The sequence below is a fragment of the Streptosporangium sp. NPDC002607 genome, from assembly GCF_053592655.1.
Genome location: NZ_JBSFWD010000025.1, coordinates 87,173 through 106,703 on the forward strand (window position 1 = coordinate 87,173; position 19,531 = coordinate 106,703).

Below are 19,531 nucleotides of genomic sequence, written 5' to 3' on the forward strand. Positions count from 1 at the left end.
CACCGGGCGACATGCTAGCCCGGTGCCGGGCCTGGCCGCGGATCGCGGCCAGGCCCGGCGACGGTCAGCCGTGCACCGGTGCGGCGGGTGGGCGCGGGCACGCCGCGACCACTCGCCGCCGCTCAGCTCGCCGGGTTGAAGATGACGTCATCGGGCGTGATCCGCACGGTGACGCGCTGCTCATCCGGCTTACGGAAGGGATAGGACTCCACACCGAGATACTTGTTCGCCAGGCCGTCGATGACCTCGTCCGCGCCCTCCAGCTCCAGCCGGGCCTTCCCCGAGACGCTGACCAGGTGGTAGGCGTTCTGGGGGTCCAGGACGCTCACCGACACGCGCGGGTCCTCGCGCAGGTGACGCTCCTTGGCCCGGCCCACGGCCGTGTTGAAGACGACATCGTCTCCGTCGACGTCAACCCACACGACCGTGCTGTGCAGCGAACCGTCCGGCCTGACGGTGGTCACCCAGGCATGAATCGGCTGCTTGAGCAGGTTCTTGGCGTCTTCGCTCAGTTTTCCCACGGGAACCTCCACCTCATGGACGATGTCTACAGGGCAGTCGAACATCGCTCGCACGTGATCGATTCCACCTCCGCCGAGAAAACCGCCGGCGATTCGCGGAACCGGGCGCGTGCCGGCGGGCAACCGTCCGGGAGGGCTGCGGTCATCGAGGCTTCGCGGGCGGATCCGGCGCGGAGTCCGCTTCGGCGACGATCCCTTCCCCGACAGCCCGCGCACCCGGTCGCCGCACCCTCGGCAGACGGCATCCTGGTAGGCATGAGTTATCGCATATGCGTGGTGTGCATGGGAAATATCTGCCGGTCGCCGATGGCCGAGGTCGTGCTGAGAAAGACCCTCGACGAGCACGGCCTCGGAGATCGCGTCACGGTCGACAGCGCGGGCACCGGCGGCTGGCATCAGGGCGACCCGATGGACCCGCGGGCCGCCGAGATGCTCGCCGACCACGGCTACGACGGCTCGCGGCACCGGGCCCGGCAGTTCCTGCGTGACTGGTACGGCCGGATCGACCTGGTGCTGGCCATGGACACCCGCAACCTGAGCGCCCTGCGCCGCCTTGCCCCCAAGGGGGCGGACGTGCGCCTGTTCCGCTCCTTCGACCCCACGGCCCCGGAGGGCTCCGAGGTGCCCGACCCCTACTACGGTGAACGTGAGGGTTTCGCCGAGGTACTGGAGATGGTCGAAGCGGCGAGCAGGGGTCTGGCCGGGCATCTGATGATCACCCTTAGGTGAGACTCCCCCGGCGTTGCCGTTCGATTCTGCCGTGGGGAGTCCTCGAAGCCGCCGCCTTTACAAAGTAAGCCACAGGCCCGGCATCCGGAAGGATCACACGTCCCGGCGAGCGAGCGTGACGGCGGCCGCGGCGAGCGCGACGACGACGTACAGGAACATCACCGCCAGCGCCGCGGGCGGCGACAGTCCGATCCCGGCGGCCGCGTCGCCCAGCCCGACCGCCACCGGCGGCTCACCCGTGGCCTGGGCGGTCAGGTCCTCCAGCAGCACCGAGCCGATCCTGGCGTTCCACGGATCGGGCAGCAGGAGCGCGAACCTCGGGAACACGTACAGGTACACGACGACGGCGGTGATCGCCCCCGCGGTGGAGCGCAGGACGGCGCCCACGCCGAGCCCGATCATGGCGAGCACCACCACCGACAGCCCCCCGGCGAAGATCTTCGGAAACTCCTGCGACAGTGGCGCGGCGAAGTCCGGGATCGGGCGGTCACCGATGATCAACCGGCTGACGAAGAAGGTGATGAAACCGCTCGCCTGCCCCACCGTGAACGCGACGGCGGCCACGACCGCGGCTCTGGACGCCAGCACGACTCCCCGCTGCGGCAGCACCGTGAAGCTGGTGCGGGCCATGCCGGTGGCGTACTCGGAGGTGAACGAGAGAACGCCGAGCACGGCCATGCAGATCTGCACCGGCATCAGGATGATCTGCTCGGGACGCGCCGCGCGCAGGGTGAGCCGCCCCTCGGGCGGCAACCCGTCCCAGAGGCTGCCCACGTACAGGGTGAACACGGCCGCGAGCACGACGAAGACCGCGACGACCGCCAGGACGTACCAGGTGGAGCGGACCGTGCGGAGCTTCAGCCACTCCGCGGCCGGCACGTCGACAGCCATCAGGCCACCCGGTCCCTCGCGCCGCGACAGACCGCTCATCGCCCGCCCGCCCGGTGCTCGACGCTGTCAGCGGTCAGCTCCATGTAGGCCTCCTCCAAGGAGGCACTGCGCGGGGTGACCTCGTGCACGGCGAGGCCGCTCCCCGCGGCCAGGTCACCGATCGCCGCGACGTCCAGTCCCCTGACGACCACTCCCCCTCCCGGCTCCGTGTCGACCGTCGCCCCGGCGGCCTCCAGTACTCCGGTGAGCTCGGCGGCCCGGGGGGAGCGCACCAGCACGCCCCGGTCATGGCGGGCGGCCAGTTCTCCGACCGTGGTCTCGGTGACCAGCCTGCCGCGGCCGATGATCACGAGGCGATCGGCGGTGAGCTCCATCTCGCTCATCAGGTGGCTGGAGAGCAGCACGGTGCGTCCCTCTGCGGCCAGCGAGCGCATCAGATGGCGGATCCACCGCACGCCCTCCGGATCGAGCCCGTTGACCGGCTCGTCGAACATCAGCACCCCCGGGTCGCCGAGCAGCGCCGCCGCGATCCCCAGCCGCTGACGCATGCCGAGGGAGAAGCCACCGACCCGTCTGCGGGCGACTCCGGCCAGGCCGACCTGCTCCAGGACGTCCGTCACCCTGGAGAGCCCTATCCGGTTGCCACGCGCCAGGCAGCGCAGGTGGTCGAGCGCGCTGCGGCCGCCGTGCACCGCGTTCGCGTCGAGCAGCGCGCCGACCTCGCGCATCGGGTACCGCATCGTGGCGTAGCGGCGCCCGTTGACGAGCCCGTGGCCCGAGGTGGGGGCGTCCAGGCCGAGCAGGACGCGCATGGTGGTCGACTTGCCCGCGCCGTTGGGGCCGAGGAAACCGGTGACCAGACCCGGTTTCACCTGGAACGACAGCCCGTCCAGCACGGCTTTGTCGCCGTGGCGTTTGGTCAGCCTCATGATTTCGATCATGTCGTCGAGGCTCTCGCGGGGCGGGCCGCGCCCGCGTCGGCCTACGGCGGGCACTTCACGCTCAGCCCCGGGTCCGACGGCGGCGGCCACGGCGCGCGAAGGTGGGCCCCGGGGATGACGTCCTTGAGGTGGAGGCGAGGACACGACCCCGGCGGATACCGTTCCAGCGTGGACGACTCACTCTTCCTGAGCCGCTGGAGCCATGACCGGCTCGTCCGCCTCGATGCCGTGGCGGCGGCCGGATACGCGGTCGCGCTCCTGTTGTTCGCGGCCGGAAGCCCGGATCCCGCGGTGCCCGCCTGGGCGGAGTACCTGGTCCTGGCCGGGGTCGCCCTGCCGCTCGCGGTGCGGCGGCTGTGGCCGCTCACCGTCTTCTGCGCCGTCCTCGCGATGTCGCTGGCGTCCGTCCTTCTCGGCCTGGCGCACGACAGGTTCGCGGCGGCGGCCTTCGCGATCTACATGGTGGCGCTCACCCTGCCCCGGCCGCGCGGGGAGCCCACGCTCGCGATCGGCGCCTGCAGCGCGGTGGCCGTCCTGCTGCTGTCGGTGGCGGGTGGCCCCGGCCGGGCGGCGAACATCGCCGGGGTGCTGCTGGCAGGAGTGGCCTTCATGGGTGGCGCCTGGATCGCCGGTCGTGCCGTGCGCGAGCGCCGGGCGCACGCGGTGCGGTCGGCCGAGCAACTCGCCGACCGGGCGGTCACCGAGGAACGGCTGCGGATCGCCCGTGAGCTGCACGACGTGGTGGCGCACAGCATGAGCCTGATCGCCGTCAAGGCGGGCATCGCCAACCACGTCGCCGCGGCGCGGCCCGAGGAGGCCGCGGACGCGCTGCGCGTCATCGAGATCACGAGCCGGGGCGCGCTGACCGAGATGCGCCGGCTGCTGGGCGTGCTCCGCTCCGATCTCGACGCACCACCCGACCTCACCCCCTCCCCCGGTCTGACGGACCTCTCCGTGCTGGCCGGGCAGGCGGCGATGGCCGGGGTCCGCGTCGAACTGGACGTCCGGGCGACCGGCCTGCCGGAGGGAGTGGAGCTGTCGGTGTACCGGATCGTCCAGGAGGCGCTGACCAACGTCGTCAGGCACGCCGCCCCCGCCCGGTGCCGGGTCTCGGTCGAGGCGTCGGCGGGCGAGGTCAGGGTCGAGGTCGCCGACGACGGGCCCGGTGAGCGGGTGCTGCCCGGCGGCCCGGGGCACGGATTGATCGGGATGCGCGAGAGGGTGGCCGTGTACGGCGGGAGTCTCACAGCCGGGCGCCGTCCCGAGGGCGGGTTCGGGATCTCGGCGCGCATGCCGTACGGGGAGGCGCCGTGATCCGGGTGCTCGTCGTGGACGACCAGGCGCTGCTGCGCGGAAGTTTCCGGCTGCTGGTGGACAGCGCCCCCGATCTGGTGACGGTCGGCGAGGCCGGGACGGGTGCCGAGGCGGTGGAGCTGGCCCGCGACGAGTCGCCGGACGTGGTGCTCATGGACGTGCGGATGCCGGAGATGGACGGCATCGAGGCGACCCGGCGCATCTGCGGCCCCACGGGCGTCCTGGGGGTGCGTGTGCTCATGCTCACCACGTTCGACCTGGACGAGTACGTCTACGCGGCGCTACGCGCCGGGGCCAGCGGCTTCCTGCTGAAGGACACCCCGCCGGGCGATCTGCTGGCCGCGATCCGGGTGGTCGCCTCCGGCGAGGCGTTGCTCGCCCCGACGGTGACGCGCCGGCTCATCGCCGAGTTCTCCCGGCTCCCGGAACCGGCGCGCCCGGTGGCCCGCGAGCTCGAGGGGATCACCGGACGGGAGCGCGACGTTCTGGCGCTCATCGCCCGGGGGCTGTCCAACGCCGAGATCGCCGAGCACCTGACCCTGAGCCTGGCGACCGTGAAGACGCACGTGGGCCGGCTGCTCGGCAAGCTCGGCGCGCGCGACCGGGCCCAGCTCGTCATCGTCGCCTACGAGACGGGGCTGGTCGCGGCCGCGCGACCGCCCCGCTGAGGTGTGTTTCGCGGCTTCTCGCCACGGCGAGGAGCCGCGCGGGTCGGTACGGGCGAGCCGGTCAGCGGTGCCCGGCGGTTCCGGTGGCGCGCTCCAGAACCTCCAGGACGGTCCCGGAGAGCAGGGCGAGCTTGTAACGGTTGCGAGCCGCCGGGGTACACCGGGCGGTGGCCAGCCCGGCCGCCCGGTCGAGAGGTTCCCCGGCCAGGAGCGCCTCCTCGACCTCGGGCAGGCGCACCGGGACGCGGGCGACGCCGCCCGCGGCCACCCTGGCGAAGGTGATCCTGCCGCCGTCCACGACCAGCCGCGCCGCCGCCTCCACCAGCGGCCACTCGGCCTCGGACCTGCCGATCGCCCGGTGGTAGGCGGCCCGCTCGCCCGGCACGGACGGCGGCAGGACGACGGACAGCAGGATCTCCCCCGGCCCCAGCAGGTGGTCACGGGTGGGGTCGGAGCCGTCCCCGTACAGGTCGCCGACCGGGAACGGGGCCCCACTGCGGACATCATCTCGGACATCATCGCGGACACCGCCGTGGACCTCGGCCAGGGCGTCACAGGCGAGCAGCGCCACCGCCAGCGACGACGGGTGCGGGGCTATGCACGGTCCGGTGTCGACGATCGCGGCGTTCGGGGCGAGCCCGGCGCGGGCCGGGCAGTGGCCGCCGCCGTTCTGGTGGCAGGAGAAGGACGGGCCGCGGAAGTACGCGCAGCGGTTGCGCTGCAGCAGGTTGCCCCCGACCGTGGCCACCTCCCGGATCTGGGGCGTGGCCAGGCCCGCCGCCGTCAGCGCCAGGCAGGGGTGGGCGGCACCGAGACGCGCGTCGGCGGCGACGCGCGCGACCGTGGTCAGCGCGCCGATCCGGACTGCGCCGTCCGGCTGCCAGGCGAGGCCGGTCAGACCGGGCAGGCCGCGCAGGTCCACGTGCGGCCCGGCCGCGCGGCGGCCCATCAGGTCGGTGCCTCCGGCGCGGAACTCGCCCCCGCGCCGCACGGCGTCGCCGAGGTCGTCGAGGTCGGTGAGCGCGGTCATCGGACGCCTTCCGGTGCGCGGACCCGGAACCGCCGCTCCGGGGAAAGGGCCGATGGGACGGCTCCCTCGGGGAGCACGAGGTACGGCCCAGGGGCCGGCGGGAGCCTCGTCGCGGGGGCTTCAGGGTCCGGCTCCGGGGAGAGCGGACCCGCTCCGGGGAATCCGGGGGGCGGCTTCGGGGAGGAGGTCAACGGGAGATCCCTTCGAGGAGCCGGTCGGGGCGGATGGGCAGGTCGTGGGGGCGCCAGCCGGTGGCGTTGTGGACGGCGTTGCCCACCGAGGCGGCCACGCCGATCGTGGAGATCTCGCCGACTCCGACGCCGTTGCCGTTGACGTGGTCCCAGCCGTCGCGGTGGAAGTGCACGGTGATCTCGGGGGTGTCACCGATGCCGGGAATGCGGTAGTCGTCGAGGTTGGCGGTCAGCACGGTTCCCGTCACCGGGTCGACCAGGCGCTCCTCGTACAGCGCGTAGCCGATGCCCTGCACGACGCCGCCCTCGCACTGGCTGCGCGCCAGCCGTTCGGCGTAGATGTGGCCCACCGCGATCCCCGCCCACACCCGCAGCGGCCTGACGGCTCCCAGGCGGGTGTCGACCTCGACCTCGGTGACGTGGACGGCGCCGCTGAACCCCCGGCCGAGGGCTATACCGGCCACCGCGACCGGGGTCAGATAACCGCGCCGGTCGCGGCGGCGCCTGCCGACGACCCTGGCCCCGTCGCTCAGGCCCAGCTCCCGCAGCCGCCGCGCGGCGTCGCGTACGGCCGGGGCGACCGAGGCCGTGGTGCGGCTGCCGATGGAGGGCGGTCCGTGCACAGTGCCCGTCCTGCCGATCTCGACGCGGACGCGCTCGGCGGGCAGCGCGAGTTCCTCCCGCAGGATGTCGGCGATGACGCTGCGGATGCCGGTCCCGATGTCCTGGGTCGAGGTGGCGGCCACGACCGTGTCGCCCTCGACGCGCAGCTCCACCTCGGTGGCGGGGTCGAGCATGTAGAGCCAGTTGGCGGCGGCCACCCCGACGCCCCTGCGGAAGCGGCCCGTCTGGGAGCCGGTCCGCGGCCGGTCGGCCCACAGCGGCAGGGCCAGTGCCCTGTCGTAGAGGGCGTGCCGTTTGCGGTTGCCGTCCCAGCGGCGGCGCAGCGCGATCGGGTCCTCGCCGCGGCGGTGGGCGGCCTCGTCCACCGCCTGCTCCAGCGCCCAGAGCAGGGGCGGCGCCCCAGGTCCGCGGAACGGGGTGCCCGGCGGCTCGTTGGTGACCACGTCGTAGTCGCGGAGCCGCCGGGGCGCGGTGCCGTACATGAGGCGGGCCATCCCGGCGACCATCGATCCGATGGCCACGCCGCCGCGCCCGTGGACGTCCACGGTGAGGGCGGCGAGGTCGCCCCGGTCGTCGGTGAGCAGTTCGAGCGTGGTGCGGGTACCGGGGCGGTTGCCCGCGTCGGTGAGTTCCTCGGCGCGGCCGAACACCACGCGGACCGGTGCGCCGCAGGCCCGGGCGAGCTCGACGGCCGCGACCGTCTCGACGGTGACGCCGCTCTTGGCCCCGAAACCGCCGCCGACGTGATCGGCGACGACGTGGACCCGGTCGGCGGGCAGGTTCCAGCGTCTGGCCGCGTGTTCGGTGGCCAGGCCCACGGTCTGGGTGGACAGGTGCAGGTGGAGGTCGCCCTCGCCGTCCCAGCGGGCCACGCAGGCGTGCGGCTCCATCGGGGTGTGGACCTGCACGGCGGTGGTGAACGTGCCGGTCACCAGGCGGGGGTCGGCGTCGCGCCGCGCGGCCTCGATCCGTTTGACGGCGGTGCGTCCGCGCCAGCTCGCCCTGGTGAAGGGGCCGCGCACATTGCCGTGCCAGCCGCCGGGCAGGTCCAACCCCTCGCTGGAGCTGGGGGCGTGCTTCCTGGTGGACTCGTCGTAGACGGGCGGGGCCTGGGGCGTGTCGTCGAGCGCGGCGGGCATCGGGTCGTAGCCGATCTCCGCGGCCTCCGCGATCGCCAGGGCCTCGCGGCGGGTGGGGGCGGCCACGGCGGCGACGGGCTGGCCCGCGTAGCGGACGGTGCGATCGGGCGGCAGCAGGTCGACGACGTGCGCGGTGCCGGCGGTCACCGCGGTGACGCGGGCGTGTGCCCTGGTGGAGCGGATGACCACCCCCTCCAGCTGGCCGTCCAGGCGTACGTCGGTGGTGTAGCGGGCCCGGCCGGTGATCTTGTCCATCGCCTCCAGGCGGGCGGGGGTCCCGGCGGCGCCGTCGTGTTCGCCGCGGCAGGCGGCGGCGATCGCCGCGTGGATCCCCTCGTAGGCGCCGCACCTGCACAGGTGGCCCGCCATGGCGGCGGCGATCCGCTCGCGCGGCGGAGCGACGTCGCCGTGCTCGGCGCGCCAGGCGTCGACGAAGGCCGCGGCCTCCACCACGAACCCTGGCGTGCAGTAGCCGCACTGCAGGCCGTCGTGGACCGCGAACGCCCGCTGGACGGGGTGGTCGAGGCCCTCCGCGGTGACGACCTCGCGTTCCTCCAGGACGGCGGCGGGCAGCAGGCAGCTCGCCTGGGGCGTGCCGCCCACCATGACCGTGCAGGCGCCGCAGACTCCGGTGCGGCAGGCGGCCTTGGCGCCGGTGAGGCCGAGCCCGTCGCGCAGGACGTCCACTGCGGCGTCGTCGGAGCCTGCGTCCACCGTGGCGGGGACTCCGTTCACCGTGATCTTCATAGCTCTCCAGTTGACGTCGTCAACATCACGTTGACAGTGTCAACCAGCTACGTTGACATTGTCAACACAGGCTGCCGGGGAAGGTGCGGGCGCATGATGGACGACACCAGGACCCGCCTGGTCGAGAGCGCGCTGAGGCTGCTGCGCGAGGAGGGGCTCGACGCCGTGACACTGCGCGCCGTCGGCGACCTGACCGGCCTGTCCCGCACGGCCCCCTACCGGCACTTCACCGACAAGACCGCACTGCTGGCCGCGCTCGCCGTCCGGGTCATCGCCGACCTCAGCGCGCACGTCGCCGCGGCGATCTCGCAGGAAGCCGACCGGCGCGACCGGCTGCGGGCCTTCTACCTGAGCTACGTCGAGTACGCCACGGCGCACCGTGAGGAGTACCGGCTGGTGTTCGCCTCGGAGTTCCTCGCGGGCCACCATCCGGAACTGGAGGAGGCGATCGACCAGGTGACGACGGCGCTCGGCATGGCGGGCGCCGGGGAGGGGGCGGCGCCCAAGGCCCGGCTGATGGCCCTGCTTTCGACGGCCCACGGCCTCGCGGAACTCGCGGTGGCCGGGCAGTTGGCGCACAAGGGACTCGGCTACGAGGACATCGTCGACGTCCTGGTGGCCCCCTTCGTGGACTGACGGCCCGGAGCCCGGCCACCTCCGCGATCAGATCGGGGCGGCGCCCTCGCGACCACGGCGCGGGAGCGCGGACGCGGCGAGAGCCTCTCCCCAGGGGCGAGACCGCCGGGGGGGCGAGGCGGCGGCGGGTCGCCCCGCCTCCCGGCTAGCGCTTCCTGCTCAGCTCCTCACGGATTCCCAGCAGGATCTCGCGGGTGCGGGTGACCGGCTCGGCCTCGATGCACAGGCGCTCCATGACCTCCAGGTAGCTGTCGACGTCGTCGCGCTTCTCCAGGTAGACGGCGCTGGTGAGCTGTTCCAGGTAGACCACGTCGGGCAGGTCGGGCTGGGCGAACCGCAGGATGCTGAAGGGCCCGCCGGCCGCGGCGTGCCCACCCACGCTGAAGGGCACGATCTGGACCGTCACATTGGGCAGTTCGAGCGCCGTCAGGATGTGGTCGATCTGCTCGCACATCACCTGAACCCCGCCGAGCGGGCGGCGCAGCACGGCCTCGTCCAGCACGGCCCACAGGTGGGGCGGCGCGGAGCCTCGCAGCAGCCGCTGGCGCGCCATGCGCAGCCGCACCCGGCGGTCCAGCTCCTCCCGGGAGGCCGAGGGGAAGCCCAGTTGGACGACGGCTCGCGCGTACCCCTCGCTCTGCAGCAGTCCCGGCACGAACTGGACCTCGTAGTTGCGGATGCCGGTGGCCGACTCCTCCAGCCCCACGTACGTCTCGAACCAGCTGGGCAGCACGTCGTTGTAGTTGTGCCACCAGCCGGTGAGGTTGGCCTTCTCGACGAGGGACAGCAGCGGCTCCCGCTCGTCCTCGCTGGTCACGCCGTACAGGGTGAGCAGGTCTGCGACGTCCCTGATCCGGAAGCTGACCCTGCCGAGCTCCATGCGGCTGACCTTCGAGTGCGAGGCCCGGATGGCGTTCCCCGCCTCCTCCAGGGTGATGCCCCGGTGCTCGCGCAGACGGCGGAGCTGCGCTCCCAGGACGATCCGCAGCACCGTGGAACTGCCTCTCGGCACGGCCATGGGGGTTGGAACGACCGGCTGACCGTCGGCGTGAGGTGTGATCATCTACAGTCCTTTGGGCACGGAACGCGAGCCTGTTCCGACTTCCTTGCGGCGATCGCGACCTTTCACGGTACTCCGCCCGCCAAGCCCAGGCCATAGAGAATTTTATTCTTCAACCACCTCTCGCCGGCAGTCAGGTGATCAGGTCGTCGAACTCCCCGCTCTTCACCCCGCGGACGAAGGCGTCGGCCTCGCGGCGCGTGTAGATCAGCGCGGGCCCTTCGGGATCGCGGGAGTTGCGCATCGCGACCCTGCCGTCGGGGAGTTCCGCGAGCTCCACGCAGTTGCCGCTGGGGTTGCTGAAGTGGCTCTTGCGCCAGACGATTCCGCCCATCAGGGCTGCCGGCATGCCGTTGTACAGCTGGTTCATCCTCGCCTCTCACCGATTAGGGAGGGAAACAACACCACGAGCATAGAGCTTTTTGTGCAGATGCACGTGCATCTGTACTTGCCTATGCACATTACGGCGTGCAAGATGACTAGACGGATCGCCCTTGCCGCACGATCGCCCACCCCCAAGGTCGTCGATGACTGGTTACCAGAGACATGAAGCCACACCCATCCGAGCTGAGATCGGAGGGTGGGAACGGTGGTTGTCGATGCTCGATCACCTACTGCCCCCGAGCGGCCTGCCCCCCTGGGCCGGCGGCGAGAGCCACGTCAACCGGCTGCAGATGGCCGTACGCAGCTTTCGCCACGATCCGTGCGTCGCACGGACCGCCCGTGAGTTCACCGCCGGCGCCCTGAGGGCCTGGGAGCTCGAGCAGCTGATCGACGACACCGGTGTCGTGGTCTCCGAACTCGTGACCAACGCCGTACGTCACGGCACGCGGGGCGTCCAGCACTCCCGGGCCTGCCCCGAGGTCAAGGTGATCCTCTGCCACACCGAACGCTCGATGCTGTGCGCGGTCACCGACTCCAGTGACCAGGAGCCCTGCCTGCGCGAGCCCGACTACGAGGCGGAGAGCGGCCGGGGGCTACAGGTGGTCGACGGCATCAGCGAGATGTGGGGCTGGGCTCCCCTGGAGACCCGCGGCAAGGCGGTATGGGCGGCCTTCGCCCTCCCTGGGAGAGGGGGACGCCACCTGGAGGCCTGCCACTGAGCGCGGCGCGGCCCGTCACCGGCGAAACGGCGCCCAACCGGAGCGCAGGCAGCCGAGCATCAGGAAGATGCGCCGCCAGAAGGGGTTATTGACCCGAAATACATCACCTCGGGGCCTGAGGGCCGATAATGTCCGCTGAAAGCCGCACCGCCGGACGGAGGACATCATGGCGTCGCCGCAACCTGAGCGCCTCAGGTTCGACCCCACGATCCCGAACGCGGGCCGGATAGCCGACTACTTCCTGGGTGGCAAGGACAACTTCGCCGCCGACCGCGACGCCGCGCGGGTGGCGCTCGAACTGGCCCCCGAACTTCCCGCCATGTCGGTGGAGGGACGCAGGTTCCTCGGCCGCGTCGTGCGGTTTCTCGCCGAGACCGGCATACGCCAGTTCATCGACATCGGCTGCGGACTGCCGACCCAGGGCAGCGCGCACCAGATCCTGCACGACATCGCTCCCGACGCGCGGGTCGTCTACGTCGACAACGACCCGATGGTCGTCGTGCACGCCCGGGCCCTCCTGAAGGAGGACGGCCGGGCCACGGTCATCGAGGCCGACGCCCGCGACCCGGAAGGCCTGCTGGCCCATCCCGGCCTCACCGGCGTGATCGACCTCGATCGGCCCGTGGCGATCCTCCTCTTCTCGTTCCTGACCGACTTCCCGGACGACGCCGAGGCCCTGCGGGTCACCGCCACCCTGCGGAAGGCCATGGCCCCGGGCAGCTACATGGCCATCTCCCACGCTGTCTCGGACCTGTGTCCCGAGAGAACCGCGAAGCTCGCCGACCTCTTTCAGGATCGCGGGTCGATCACCGGTCCCCGCCGCGCGAACCTGCGCACCAGAGCCGAGGTCGAGCCTTTCCTCGATGGGTTGAAACCCGTCGAGCCGGGCCTCGTCTACATTCCCCGGTGGCGGCCGGAGGGCGCGGTGCCCCACCGGCCGGACTCCGTCTGGGTCGTCGGCGGAGTAGGCCGCAAGGAATAGACTGCCCCGGAAAACAGCTTGGCCCCTCGATCGTTACCCACGCCCTGACAGTTGAGTGTCACCGGAACCGACCGGGTGCCGAAATCCCCGGACCGCGAGCCCGGGAGGACGTCAGAGGCGACAGAGGAGATGACAGATGAGCGACGCCGACCGGCGACCGGCGGCCGGCCTGAACACGAGCGTGCCCAACATCGCCAGGATGAACGACTACTTCCTGGGGGGCAAGGACAACTTCGCCGCCGACCGTAAGGCCGCCGAGGAAGTGCTCGCCATCGCGCCGGAGATCAGGACCATGTCCCAGGAGGCTCAGGCCTTCCTACGCCGGGTGACGGGCTATCTCGTCGAGCAGGGCATGACCCAGTTCGTCGTCCTCGGTTCCGGGCTGCCCACCCGCAACAACGTCCACCAGGTGGCCCAGGCGATCGCGCCGGACACCCGCGTGGTCTACGTCGCCACCGATCCGGTCGTGCTCTCCCACGCCCGCGCCATGCTGGCCACCAACCTCCACACCACCATCGTCGAGGGTGACGTGCTGCACCCCCGCGAGTTGCTCAACGACCCCGAGCTGCGGCGCCTGATCGACCTGGACCTGCCGGTGGCCGTCCTGATCCTGTCGGCCCTGCAGTTCATCCCCGACGAGGACAACCCGCACAAGAACGTGGCGATCCTGCGCGACGCGGTGCCCGCGGGCAGCCACTTCGCCATCGGCCACGTCGTCTTCGACACGCGCCCGGAGGCGGCGGGTCCGCTGGTCGACATCTACCGGAAGGTCCTCGGCCGCCATGAGGACGCCTCCCGGCGCAGTGACCAGGTGCTGCGATTCTTCGACGGGCTGGAGCTGGTCGAGCCCGGCCTGGTCTACGTCCGCCACTGGCGCCCCGACAACCCGCTGGCGACGCAGGGCCGTGAGAAGACGTGGACGATGGGCGGGGTAGCCCGCAAGGTCGAATCCTGACCGGTTTCGCCCGTTCCCCTGGCGGGCGGGAGGGCGGTCTTCTCGCCGGGTAGCTCTCCGCGGAGCGGGCAGCGCGCGTCCTGCCTGGTGAGCAGGCGAGACGGGCTGTGATCTTCCTGCGCCGCTTGGCCCGGTCCGCCTGTCCTTATGCTCCGCCACGTCACCGAGGATTGCCGCAGCCGCTGTGATCGGGTTCGGTGTGCGGCGGCGGGTGTGTTGTCACATGTGTTCGGGGTGGCGGGATTTCGGGCGGCGTCCTGGTGGCTGCCGGGGCTCGGGACGGGGCGGCAGAGGTGGTGTGGGGCGTTGTTGCGGACGCCGGCCGTTGAGCGTGACCGGCCGCTGGTAGTGCCGGATCGTCAGATCGGCTCCCTTGAGCAGGCGGTAGGTGGTGGCGGAACCGGTGATCTCCACTTGCAGGCTTCGGCCCTGGATCTGCACGGTGAACAGCAGCCGAGTGAGGGTTTCCGGCAGGCGGGGCGCGAAGTGGAGCGTACCGTCCCGGTGGCGCATGCCGCCGAAGCCGGCGACCAGCACCAGCCAGGTGCCGGCCAGGGAGGCGATGTGCAGGCCGTCGCGGGTGTTGTGCTCCAGGTTCTCCAGGTCCATCAGCGCGGCTTCGCCGAGGTAGTCGTCGGCGAGGCGCAGGTATCCGGTCTCGGCGGCGATGATGGCCTGACTGCAGGCGGACAGGGAGGAGTCCCGCACGGTCAGCGGTTCGTAGTAGGCGAAGTTGCGTGACTTCTGCTCCGGGTCGAACGCGTCGCCGCGCAGGTACATCGCCAGGACCAGGTCGGCCTGTTTGACGACCTGTTTGCGGTACAGGTCGAAGTAGGGGAAGTGCAGCAGCAGCGGATACTGATCCTGCCGCGTGCTCGCGAAGTCCCACTTCTGGTGGCGGGTGAATCCGGCCGACTGCTCGTGGACCCCCAGCTCGTGGTTGTAGGGCACGGCCATGGTGTGGGCGGCGGCACGCCAGGCGGTCGCCTCGTCGTCGTCCACCCCATAGGAGGCGGCACGGCCGGGATGCCGTCCGGCGATGTCGGCGGCGGCCAGCAGGTTCGCCTGCGCCATGAGGTTGGTGTACAGGTTGTCGTCGGCGATCGCGCTGTACTCGTCGGGTCCGGTCACCCCGTCGATGTGAAAGCGGCCCTGGTGGTCGTGGTGACCGAGCGAGCACCACAATCGCGCCGTCTCCACCAGCAACTCCACCGCGACGTCGCGCTCGAACTCCTGATCCCCGGTGAAGGCGAGGTAGCGCAGGACGGCGTCGGCGATGTCGGCGTTCACATGGAAGGCGGCGGTACCCGCGGGCCAGTATCCGGAGCACTCCAGGCCCTCGATGGTGCGCCAGGGGAAGGCAGCGCCCTGGAGGCCGAGCTGGGCCGCCCGCTCCCGAGCCGGGGGCAGTGTGGACTGCCTCCAGCGCAGCGCTTCGGCCACGGCCTGCGGCACGGTACAGGTCAGCACCGGCAGAACGAAGGTCTCGGTGTCCCAGAAGCAGTGACCGTCGTAACCGGATCCGGTCAGGCCCTTGGCGGGGATGGCCCGGCACTCGGCGCGGGCACCGGCCTGCAGCACGTGGAAGAGTGCGAACCTCACTGCCTGCTGGATCTCCGCATCACCGTCGATCTCGATATCGGCGCCGGCCCAGAAATCGTCCAGGTAGCCGCGCTGTTGCGCCACCAGCCCCGGCCAGCCCGTGCTGCGCGCTCCGGCGAGCGCGGCCTCCACCTGGTCGCGCATCGCCGGCAGCGAACGCACCCCCGACCAGCCGTAGGCGACCAGCTTTTCCAGCCGCAGGACCTGCCCGGGGTTCAGCGACGCCGTGATGGTGAACCGGCCGACGTCCGCGCCGCTCTCGCCGTAGGTCTGTGTCGAGTCGGGTCCGGTGACAAGGTGGTCGGCCGCGGCGGCGACCCGCAGGCCGCTGTCGGCGGTGCGGTGGATCAGGCGCAGCCGGGTGCTCTCGGCGAGGTGTTCCTCCGGTCGCAGGGATGTCTCCAGGGCAGCCGAAACCCGCGGGTCGACGGAGGATGGCCGCGGCAGTTGCTCGTTGGCCAGCAGTTCGGACTGGATGACGACACGGATGGCCGCGTCCAGCGGCTCCACCTCGTAGGCGACGGCGGCGACGGCTCGTTGGGTGAAGGAGACCAGCCGGGTCGAGCGGACCCGGACGGTTCGCCCGGACGGTGAGGTCCACACGCAGGTGCGCCGCAGGACCCCCGCGCGCAGATCCAGCAGCCGTTCATGAGAGCGCAACCGGCCGTAGCGCAGGTCGAACAGCGCATCGTCGACGAGCAGCCGGATGATCTTGCCGTTGGTGACGTTGAGGATGGTCTCGCCGATCTCCGGATAACCGTAGCCGGCCTCCGCGTACGGCAGCGGGTGCCGTTCGTACACCCCGTTGAGGTAGGTGCCGGGCAGACCGTGCGGTTCCCCTTCGTCCAGGTTGCCACGCCAGCCGATGTGCCCGTTGGCGAGCGCGAACACCGACTCGCTCTGGGCCAGTACCTCCAGGTGCAGGGCGGTCTCCCGCAGACTCCACGGCTCGACCGCGTACGAGGGATGGCTGATCATCACTCCTCCCGAAGCAGTTCGGCCAGGTCCCTCACCACGACGTCCGCGCCGTGCGCGCGCAGCGCGTCCGCCTGGTCGGCCCGGTCGACCCCGACGACGTAGCCGAATCCGCCCGCCCGGCCGGCCTCCATTCCGGCCAGCGCGTCCTCGAAGACCGCCGCGCCGGCGGGTGGGACGCCCAGGTCGCGCGCCGCCGCGAGGAAGGTGTCCGGGTGCGGTTTGCCCGCGAGCCCCCGTTCGGCCGCGATCACGCCGTCGATCCGGGCGTCGAAGAGCCGCTCGATGCCGGCCGCGGCCAGGACGGCCTGGCAGTTGGCGCTGGAGGACACGACCGCGGTCGCGAGCCGCGCACCGCGGGCCGCCACCACCAGGCGTACCGACCCCGGATACGCCTGCACTCCGTCCTTGCGGATCTTCTCCAGTACCAGGAGGTTCTTGCGGTTGCCCAGGCCGTGCACGGTGTCACGCTCGGGCGGATCGCCCGGCTCCCCCTCGGGCAGCACGATGCCGCGCGCGGCGAGGAAGGTACGTACCCCGTCGAAACGCGGGCGCCCGTCGACGTAGGCGTCGTAGTCGTCCACCGCGTCGAACGGGCGGAACCTCTCGCCGTCTCGCCGTCTGAGGAAGTCGTCGAACATCTGCTTCCAGGCGGCCGCGTGCACCACCGCCGTCTTGGTCAGCACGCCGTCGAGATCGAACAGGCAGGCACGGATCTCGTCGGGGATCCCCAACCTCGTCATGGACCACACCTTCCCGGCACGATCCCCACGAATACCTGCGAGTGGGGTTCGACGTGCTCAGGACTCAGCGACTCACGCGGCAGCGGGTCGGTCATGAGGTGGAGCTGACCCGCGGCCAGGTAGTCGGCGGCACGCCGGCACACCTCCAAGTCCCCGGTTCCTCCTCCGAGAGGCACAGGTGATGTCCATCTGCGCCTCCAGATCAGCCGTCGGCCGCCGGCGCGGCCTCGCGGCACCACTCAAGGAGGTGGTGGACGACCAGCAGAAGACCGCCGAGACGGCCACGGGTGAGGGGCGCCTCCGCAGGCACCCCTCGCCCGGCCGGATCGCGACCACTGGGCCACCGCGATCACTTGGGCTTGAGTACCCCGTCGACGAGGTAGACGACGGCGTTGGAGGTCTGGATGTCGCCGCAGACGACCTTGGCGTCGTTGACCGTGTAGTCCTCACCGGAACCCTTGACCTTCAGCGTTCCCCCCTCCATCGTGGTCAGCTCGCCCTCCGCGAGGTCCTGCGGAGTCTTCTTCCCCTCGACGACGTGGTAGCCCAGGAGCTTGGTCAGCTTCTCCTTGTCGCCCAGGATCTTGTCGAGCTTCTCCTTCGGGATCTTGTCGAACGCGGCGTTGGTGGGCGCGAACACCGTGATGTCCTTGGCGGAGTTGAGCTTCTCGGCCAGACCGGCCTGATCGATCGCCTTGGACAGCGTGGACAGGTCGGGGCTGGAGGCGATGGCGGTGGCGACCGGCTGCGTCGCCATCTCGCTGGGACTTCCCGCCCCGCTGGTGGGCAGGGACGCGCAGCCGGGGCCGAACGGCTCCGTCATCACGCCCGAAGGCTCGGGCGATCCGCTCTCGCCGGGCATCATGGATTCCGTGGGCGCGGCGCTCTCCATCGGCGGGCTGGAGGCCATGTCCGTCGGAACCGGCGTGGGAGAGGTGATGCGCGCGGGGGCGGCGACCGCCTGCGCGGCGGGGACGGCGGACAGGGCGAGCACGGTCAGGGCCGATGCCAGAAGAGACTTCTGCTTCACGGTTATCTCCTTGATTGGGCGGATGAGCCACCGGGGTCCGTCGGCCGGTTCCCGAGCCACTCATGTGCTGTATTGGAGATCAATTCCCTGAGATTTGGCGCCAAATGCCCCATTAGAAGACTCTTGACCACATATCTCCCGAGAAAGAGGGCCATTTTCCACCCGGCAGAGCGTTAATTCAGGCGCGCCGTATCCCCGTACAGTAGGAGCATGAGCCCAAAGATCGCGACCAACGAGGTCGTCTCACACGACCGGCTGCTGGATTTCCTCCGTGATCGCCACCGCGCGCTGGTCATCACGACGCGGCGCGACGGCAGGCCACAGGCGTCCCCGGTGACCTGCGGCGTCGACGCCGAGGGCCGCATCGTGGTGTCCACCTATCCCGAGCGCGCCAAGGCCTCGAACGCCCGCCGCGACCCCCGGGTGAGCGTCGTGGTCCTGTCGGACGACTTCGACGGCCCCTGGGTGCAGGTGGACTGCGCGGCCGAGGTCCTCGACCTGCCCGACGCCCTCGAACCGCTGGTCGACTACTACCGGTCGATCTCCGGCGAGCACCCCGACTGGGAGGAGTATCGTGCGGCCATGACCCGGCAGGGCAAGTCGCTGCTACGTCTCACCCCCGAGCGCTGGGGCCCGATCGCCACGGGAGGCTTCCCCGCCCGGCTGGCGTGAATCACCCCAGGTCGGCCAGGACCGCGTCCCGGAGACCAGGGCGCCCTGCTGGGAACCGGTGTCACGGTGGGCGCCGCACACGTATCGGCCCGCCGCTCCGTTCCCCCTACGGGGCCTGCCCCAGGTTCACGGTGATCTCTCCGCCGAGCCGGAAACCGCCGGTCAGCTCGAGGTCGTCACCACTCCAGAACCGGCCCGGGTCGTACCAGTTCGGCCTGCGGCCGCCGGGCAGGAGCCCCATGGCCTCGTAGGTGACCGCGACGACCTCGGCGCAGTAGGCGCTCTCCAGGGCGCTCTCCCCGGTGCCCCGCTTGAAGATCCTGGGCACCCGCCCCTTCGCCCAGCGACCGGCGAGCCTGGCCGTCGACGGGAACGGCGTGCCGTCCAGCCGGGCGACGGTGCGCAGAACGGCGTCCTCCATCTCGCGGGTGACCTGCGGCTCCAGCTGCCTCAGCCAGCCGCGCTGGCCGTATCTGGTGGCCCAGACCGTGACCGCCTCCTGCAGGTCGTGCAGCTGCACACCGCGCTGGTTGGTCCCCGACCACAGGTCGGGCAGGGACCGGCCCAGCTCGGCGTGCCACATCATGGGGGGCATGTCCTCGATGACCACCGACATTCCGACGTGGTTCACCGGGCTGTTCGTCACGGTCTGGATGGCTCGATCGGGCACCGTTCGGCCGCGGAACAGCCACACGTCGCCGGTGCGGGTCAGGTTGACTGCCTCATCGAGGCTGATGTTCTTACCGGACATTCCGCTAGCGTAGGCACATGCGATGGTGGAAGGTACTCGGTCTGGCAGGTGTCGCAGGTGTCGCGGCCACGGGGGTGGTGATCGCGCGAGCCGAGCGCCGCCGGCAGGCCTACACCCCGGACGAGATCCGCACCCGCCTCCGCGCCCGCCTGGCGGAGTCCTCCGAGGGCGCCCCCGAGGCCGTCGCCCCCGCCGACCGGAACCCCTGACCATTCGGGCGCGGCCGT

At 71.3% G+C, this 19,531-nt stretch carries 20 protein-coding genes; 9 read left to right on the forward strand and 11 right to left on the reverse strand.

The genetic code is table 11. The features are described 5' to 3' along the window. Window positions 1–122: 122 nt before the first annotated feature. Complete coding sequence (locus ACWD3H_RS26565; RefSeq protein WP_355561912.1) at window positions 123–521, reverse strand: TIGR03618 family F420-dependent PPOX class oxidoreductase; 399 nt, start codon at window positions 519–521, stop codon at window positions 123–125. Between the two features lie 255 nt (window positions 522–776). Here ACWD3H_RS26565 and ACWD3H_RS26570 point away from each other — a divergent pair, with 255 nt between their 5' ends. After that, window positions 777–1,250 (forward strand): low molecular weight protein-tyrosine-phosphatase, encoded by a 474-nt coding sequence (locus ACWD3H_RS26570; protein ID WP_350926203.1) that lies wholly within the window; start codon window positions 777–779, stop codon window positions 1,248–1,250. A 93-nt stretch (window positions 1,251–1,343) separates the two neighbouring features. Here the strand turns inward: ACWD3H_RS26570 and ACWD3H_RS26575 are convergent, their stop codons facing one another. Together ACWD3H_RS26575 and ACWD3H_RS26580 are read right to left on the reverse strand one after the other, a co-directional pair. Continuing rightward, a complete protein-coding gene (locus ACWD3H_RS26575; protein ID WP_355561906.1) occupies window positions 1,344–2,141 on the reverse strand; it encodes an ABC transporter permease in 798 nt (265 codons plus the stop codon). Between the two features lie 35 nt (window positions 2,142–2,176). After that, window positions 2,177–3,082: an ATP-binding cassette domain-containing protein gene (locus ACWD3H_RS26580; RefSeq protein WP_451956927.1), complete on the reverse strand. Its 906-nt coding sequence runs from the start codon at window positions 3,080–3,082 to the stop codon at window positions 2,177–2,179. A gap of 168 nt (window positions 3,083–3,250) precedes the next feature. On the opposite strand from ACWD3H_RS26580, the gene ACWD3H_RS26585 reads away from it, so the two are divergent. Then, complete coding sequence (locus ACWD3H_RS26585) at window positions 3,251–4,396, forward strand: sensor histidine kinase (protein WP_451956928.1); 1,146 nt, start codon at window positions 3,251–3,253, stop codon at window positions 4,394–4,396. Next, a complete protein-coding gene (locus ACWD3H_RS26590) occupies window positions 4,393–5,064 on the forward strand; it encodes a response regulator transcription factor (RefSeq protein WP_355561898.1) in 672 nt (223 codons plus the stop codon). The genes ACWD3H_RS26585 and ACWD3H_RS26590 overlap by 4 nt, the downstream gene beginning before the upstream one ends. Before the next feature lie 61 nt (window positions 5,065–5,125). Here ACWD3H_RS26590 and ACWD3H_RS26595 read toward each other — a convergent pair whose 3' ends face one another. Together ACWD3H_RS26595 and ACWD3H_RS26600 are read right to left on the reverse strand one after the other, a co-directional pair. Further along, a complete protein-coding gene (locus tag ACWD3H_RS26595) occupies window positions 5,126–6,094 on the reverse strand; it encodes an FAD binding domain-containing protein (protein ID WP_451956929.1) in 969 nt (322 codons plus the stop codon). Between the two features lie 187 nt (window positions 6,095–6,281). Then, the gene (locus tag ACWD3H_RS26600; RefSeq protein WP_451956930.1) at window positions 6,282–8,795 is read right to left on the reverse strand and encodes a molybdopterin-dependent oxidoreductase; all 2,514 of its coding nucleotides are present in this window, start codon (window positions 8,793–8,795) and stop codon (window positions 6,282–6,284) included. Between the two features lie 93 nt (window positions 8,796–8,888). Between ACWD3H_RS26600 and ACWD3H_RS26605 the strand changes: the two genes are divergently transcribed. Continuing rightward, window positions 8,889–9,431 carry a TetR/AcrR family transcriptional regulator gene (locus ACWD3H_RS26605; RefSeq protein WP_451956931.1) on the forward strand — a complete coding sequence of 181 codons (543 nt, stop codon included), beginning with the start codon at window positions 8,889–8,891 and terminating at the stop codon, window positions 9,429–9,431. A gap of 145 nt (window positions 9,432–9,576) precedes the next feature. Here the strand turns inward: ACWD3H_RS26605 and ACWD3H_RS26610 are convergent, their stop codons facing one another. Both ACWD3H_RS26610 and ACWD3H_RS26615 read right to left on the reverse strand, forming a co-directional pair. Next, window positions 9,577–10,494 carry a helix-turn-helix domain-containing protein gene (locus ACWD3H_RS26610; protein ID WP_350964959.1) on the reverse strand — a complete coding sequence of 306 codons (918 nt, stop codon included), beginning with the start codon at window positions 10,492–10,494 and terminating at the stop codon, window positions 9,577–9,579. Window positions 10,495–10,624: 130 nt separating this feature from the next. Next, a complete protein-coding gene (locus ACWD3H_RS26615) occupies window positions 10,625–10,861 on the reverse strand; it encodes a DUF397 domain-containing protein (protein WP_350964956.1) in 237 nt (78 codons plus the stop codon). A 229-nt stretch (window positions 10,862–11,090) separates the two neighbouring features. Between ACWD3H_RS26615 and ACWD3H_RS26620 the strand changes: the two genes are divergently transcribed. The 3 genes from ACWD3H_RS26620 to ACWD3H_RS26630 all read left to right on the forward strand — a co-directional run bounded on the left by ACWD3H_RS26620 (window position 11,091) and on the right by ACWD3H_RS26630 (window position 13,531). After that, window positions 11,091–11,594, forward strand: coding sequence for an ATP-binding protein (locus ACWD3H_RS26620; RefSeq protein ID WP_355566648.1), 504 nt, complete (start codon window positions 11,091–11,093; stop codon window positions 11,592–11,594). 166 nt (window positions 11,595–11,760) lie between these two features. Continuing rightward, window positions 11,761–12,576 carry an SAM-dependent methyltransferase gene (locus tag ACWD3H_RS26625; RefSeq protein ID WP_451956932.1) on the forward strand — a complete coding sequence of 272 codons (816 nt, stop codon included), beginning with the start codon at window positions 11,761–11,763 and terminating at the stop codon, window positions 12,574–12,576. A gap of 136 nt (window positions 12,577–12,712) precedes the next feature. Continuing rightward, window positions 12,713–13,531: an SAM-dependent methyltransferase gene (locus tag ACWD3H_RS26630; protein ID WP_451956933.1), complete on the forward strand. Its 819-nt coding sequence runs from the start codon at window positions 12,713–12,715 to the stop codon at window positions 13,529–13,531. 219 nt (window positions 13,532–13,750) lie between these two features. Here the strand turns inward: ACWD3H_RS26630 and ACWD3H_RS26635 are convergent, their stop codons facing one another. The 3 genes from ACWD3H_RS26635 to ACWD3H_RS26645 form a co-directional block, all read right to left on the reverse strand. Beyond that, the gene (locus ACWD3H_RS26635; RefSeq protein ID WP_451956934.1) at window positions 13,751–16,111 is read right to left on the reverse strand and encodes a glycoside hydrolase family 65 protein; all 2,361 of its coding nucleotides are present in this window, start codon (window positions 16,109–16,111) and stop codon (window positions 13,751–13,753) included. Then, window positions 16,111–16,851: a beta-phosphoglucomutase family hydrolase gene (locus ACWD3H_RS26640; protein ID WP_355566636.1), complete on the reverse strand. Its 741-nt coding sequence runs from the start codon at window positions 16,849–16,851 to the stop codon at window positions 16,111–16,113. The genes ACWD3H_RS26635 and ACWD3H_RS26640 overlap by 1 nt, the downstream gene beginning before the upstream one ends. Before the next feature lie 349 nt (window positions 16,852–17,200). Further along, window positions 17,201–17,881: a fasciclin domain-containing protein gene (locus ACWD3H_RS26645; RefSeq protein ID WP_451956935.1), complete on the reverse strand. Its 681-nt coding sequence runs from the start codon at window positions 17,879–17,881 to the stop codon at window positions 17,201–17,203. A gap of 210 nt (window positions 17,882–18,091) precedes the next feature. Here ACWD3H_RS26645 and ACWD3H_RS26650 point away from each other — a divergent pair, with 210 nt between their 5' ends. Continuing rightward, window positions 18,092–18,553, forward strand: coding sequence for a PPOX class F420-dependent oxidoreductase (locus tag ACWD3H_RS26650; protein ID WP_350926237.1), 462 nt, complete (start codon window positions 18,092–18,094; stop codon window positions 18,551–18,553). A gap of 106 nt (window positions 18,554–18,659) precedes the next feature. Here the strand turns inward: ACWD3H_RS26650 and ACWD3H_RS26655 are convergent, their stop codons facing one another. Next, window positions 18,660–19,304 (reverse strand): hypothetical protein, encoded by a 645-nt coding sequence (locus ACWD3H_RS26655; protein WP_355618141.1) that lies wholly within the window; start codon window positions 19,302–19,304, stop codon window positions 18,660–18,662. A 17-nt stretch (window positions 19,305–19,321) separates the two neighbouring features. Between ACWD3H_RS26655 and ACWD3H_RS26660 the strand changes: the two genes are divergently transcribed. After that, window positions 19,322–19,513, forward strand: coding sequence for a hypothetical protein (locus ACWD3H_RS26660; RefSeq protein WP_451956936.1), 192 nt, complete (start codon window positions 19,322–19,324; stop codon window positions 19,511–19,513). Window positions 19,514–19,531 lie beyond the last annotated feature (18 nt).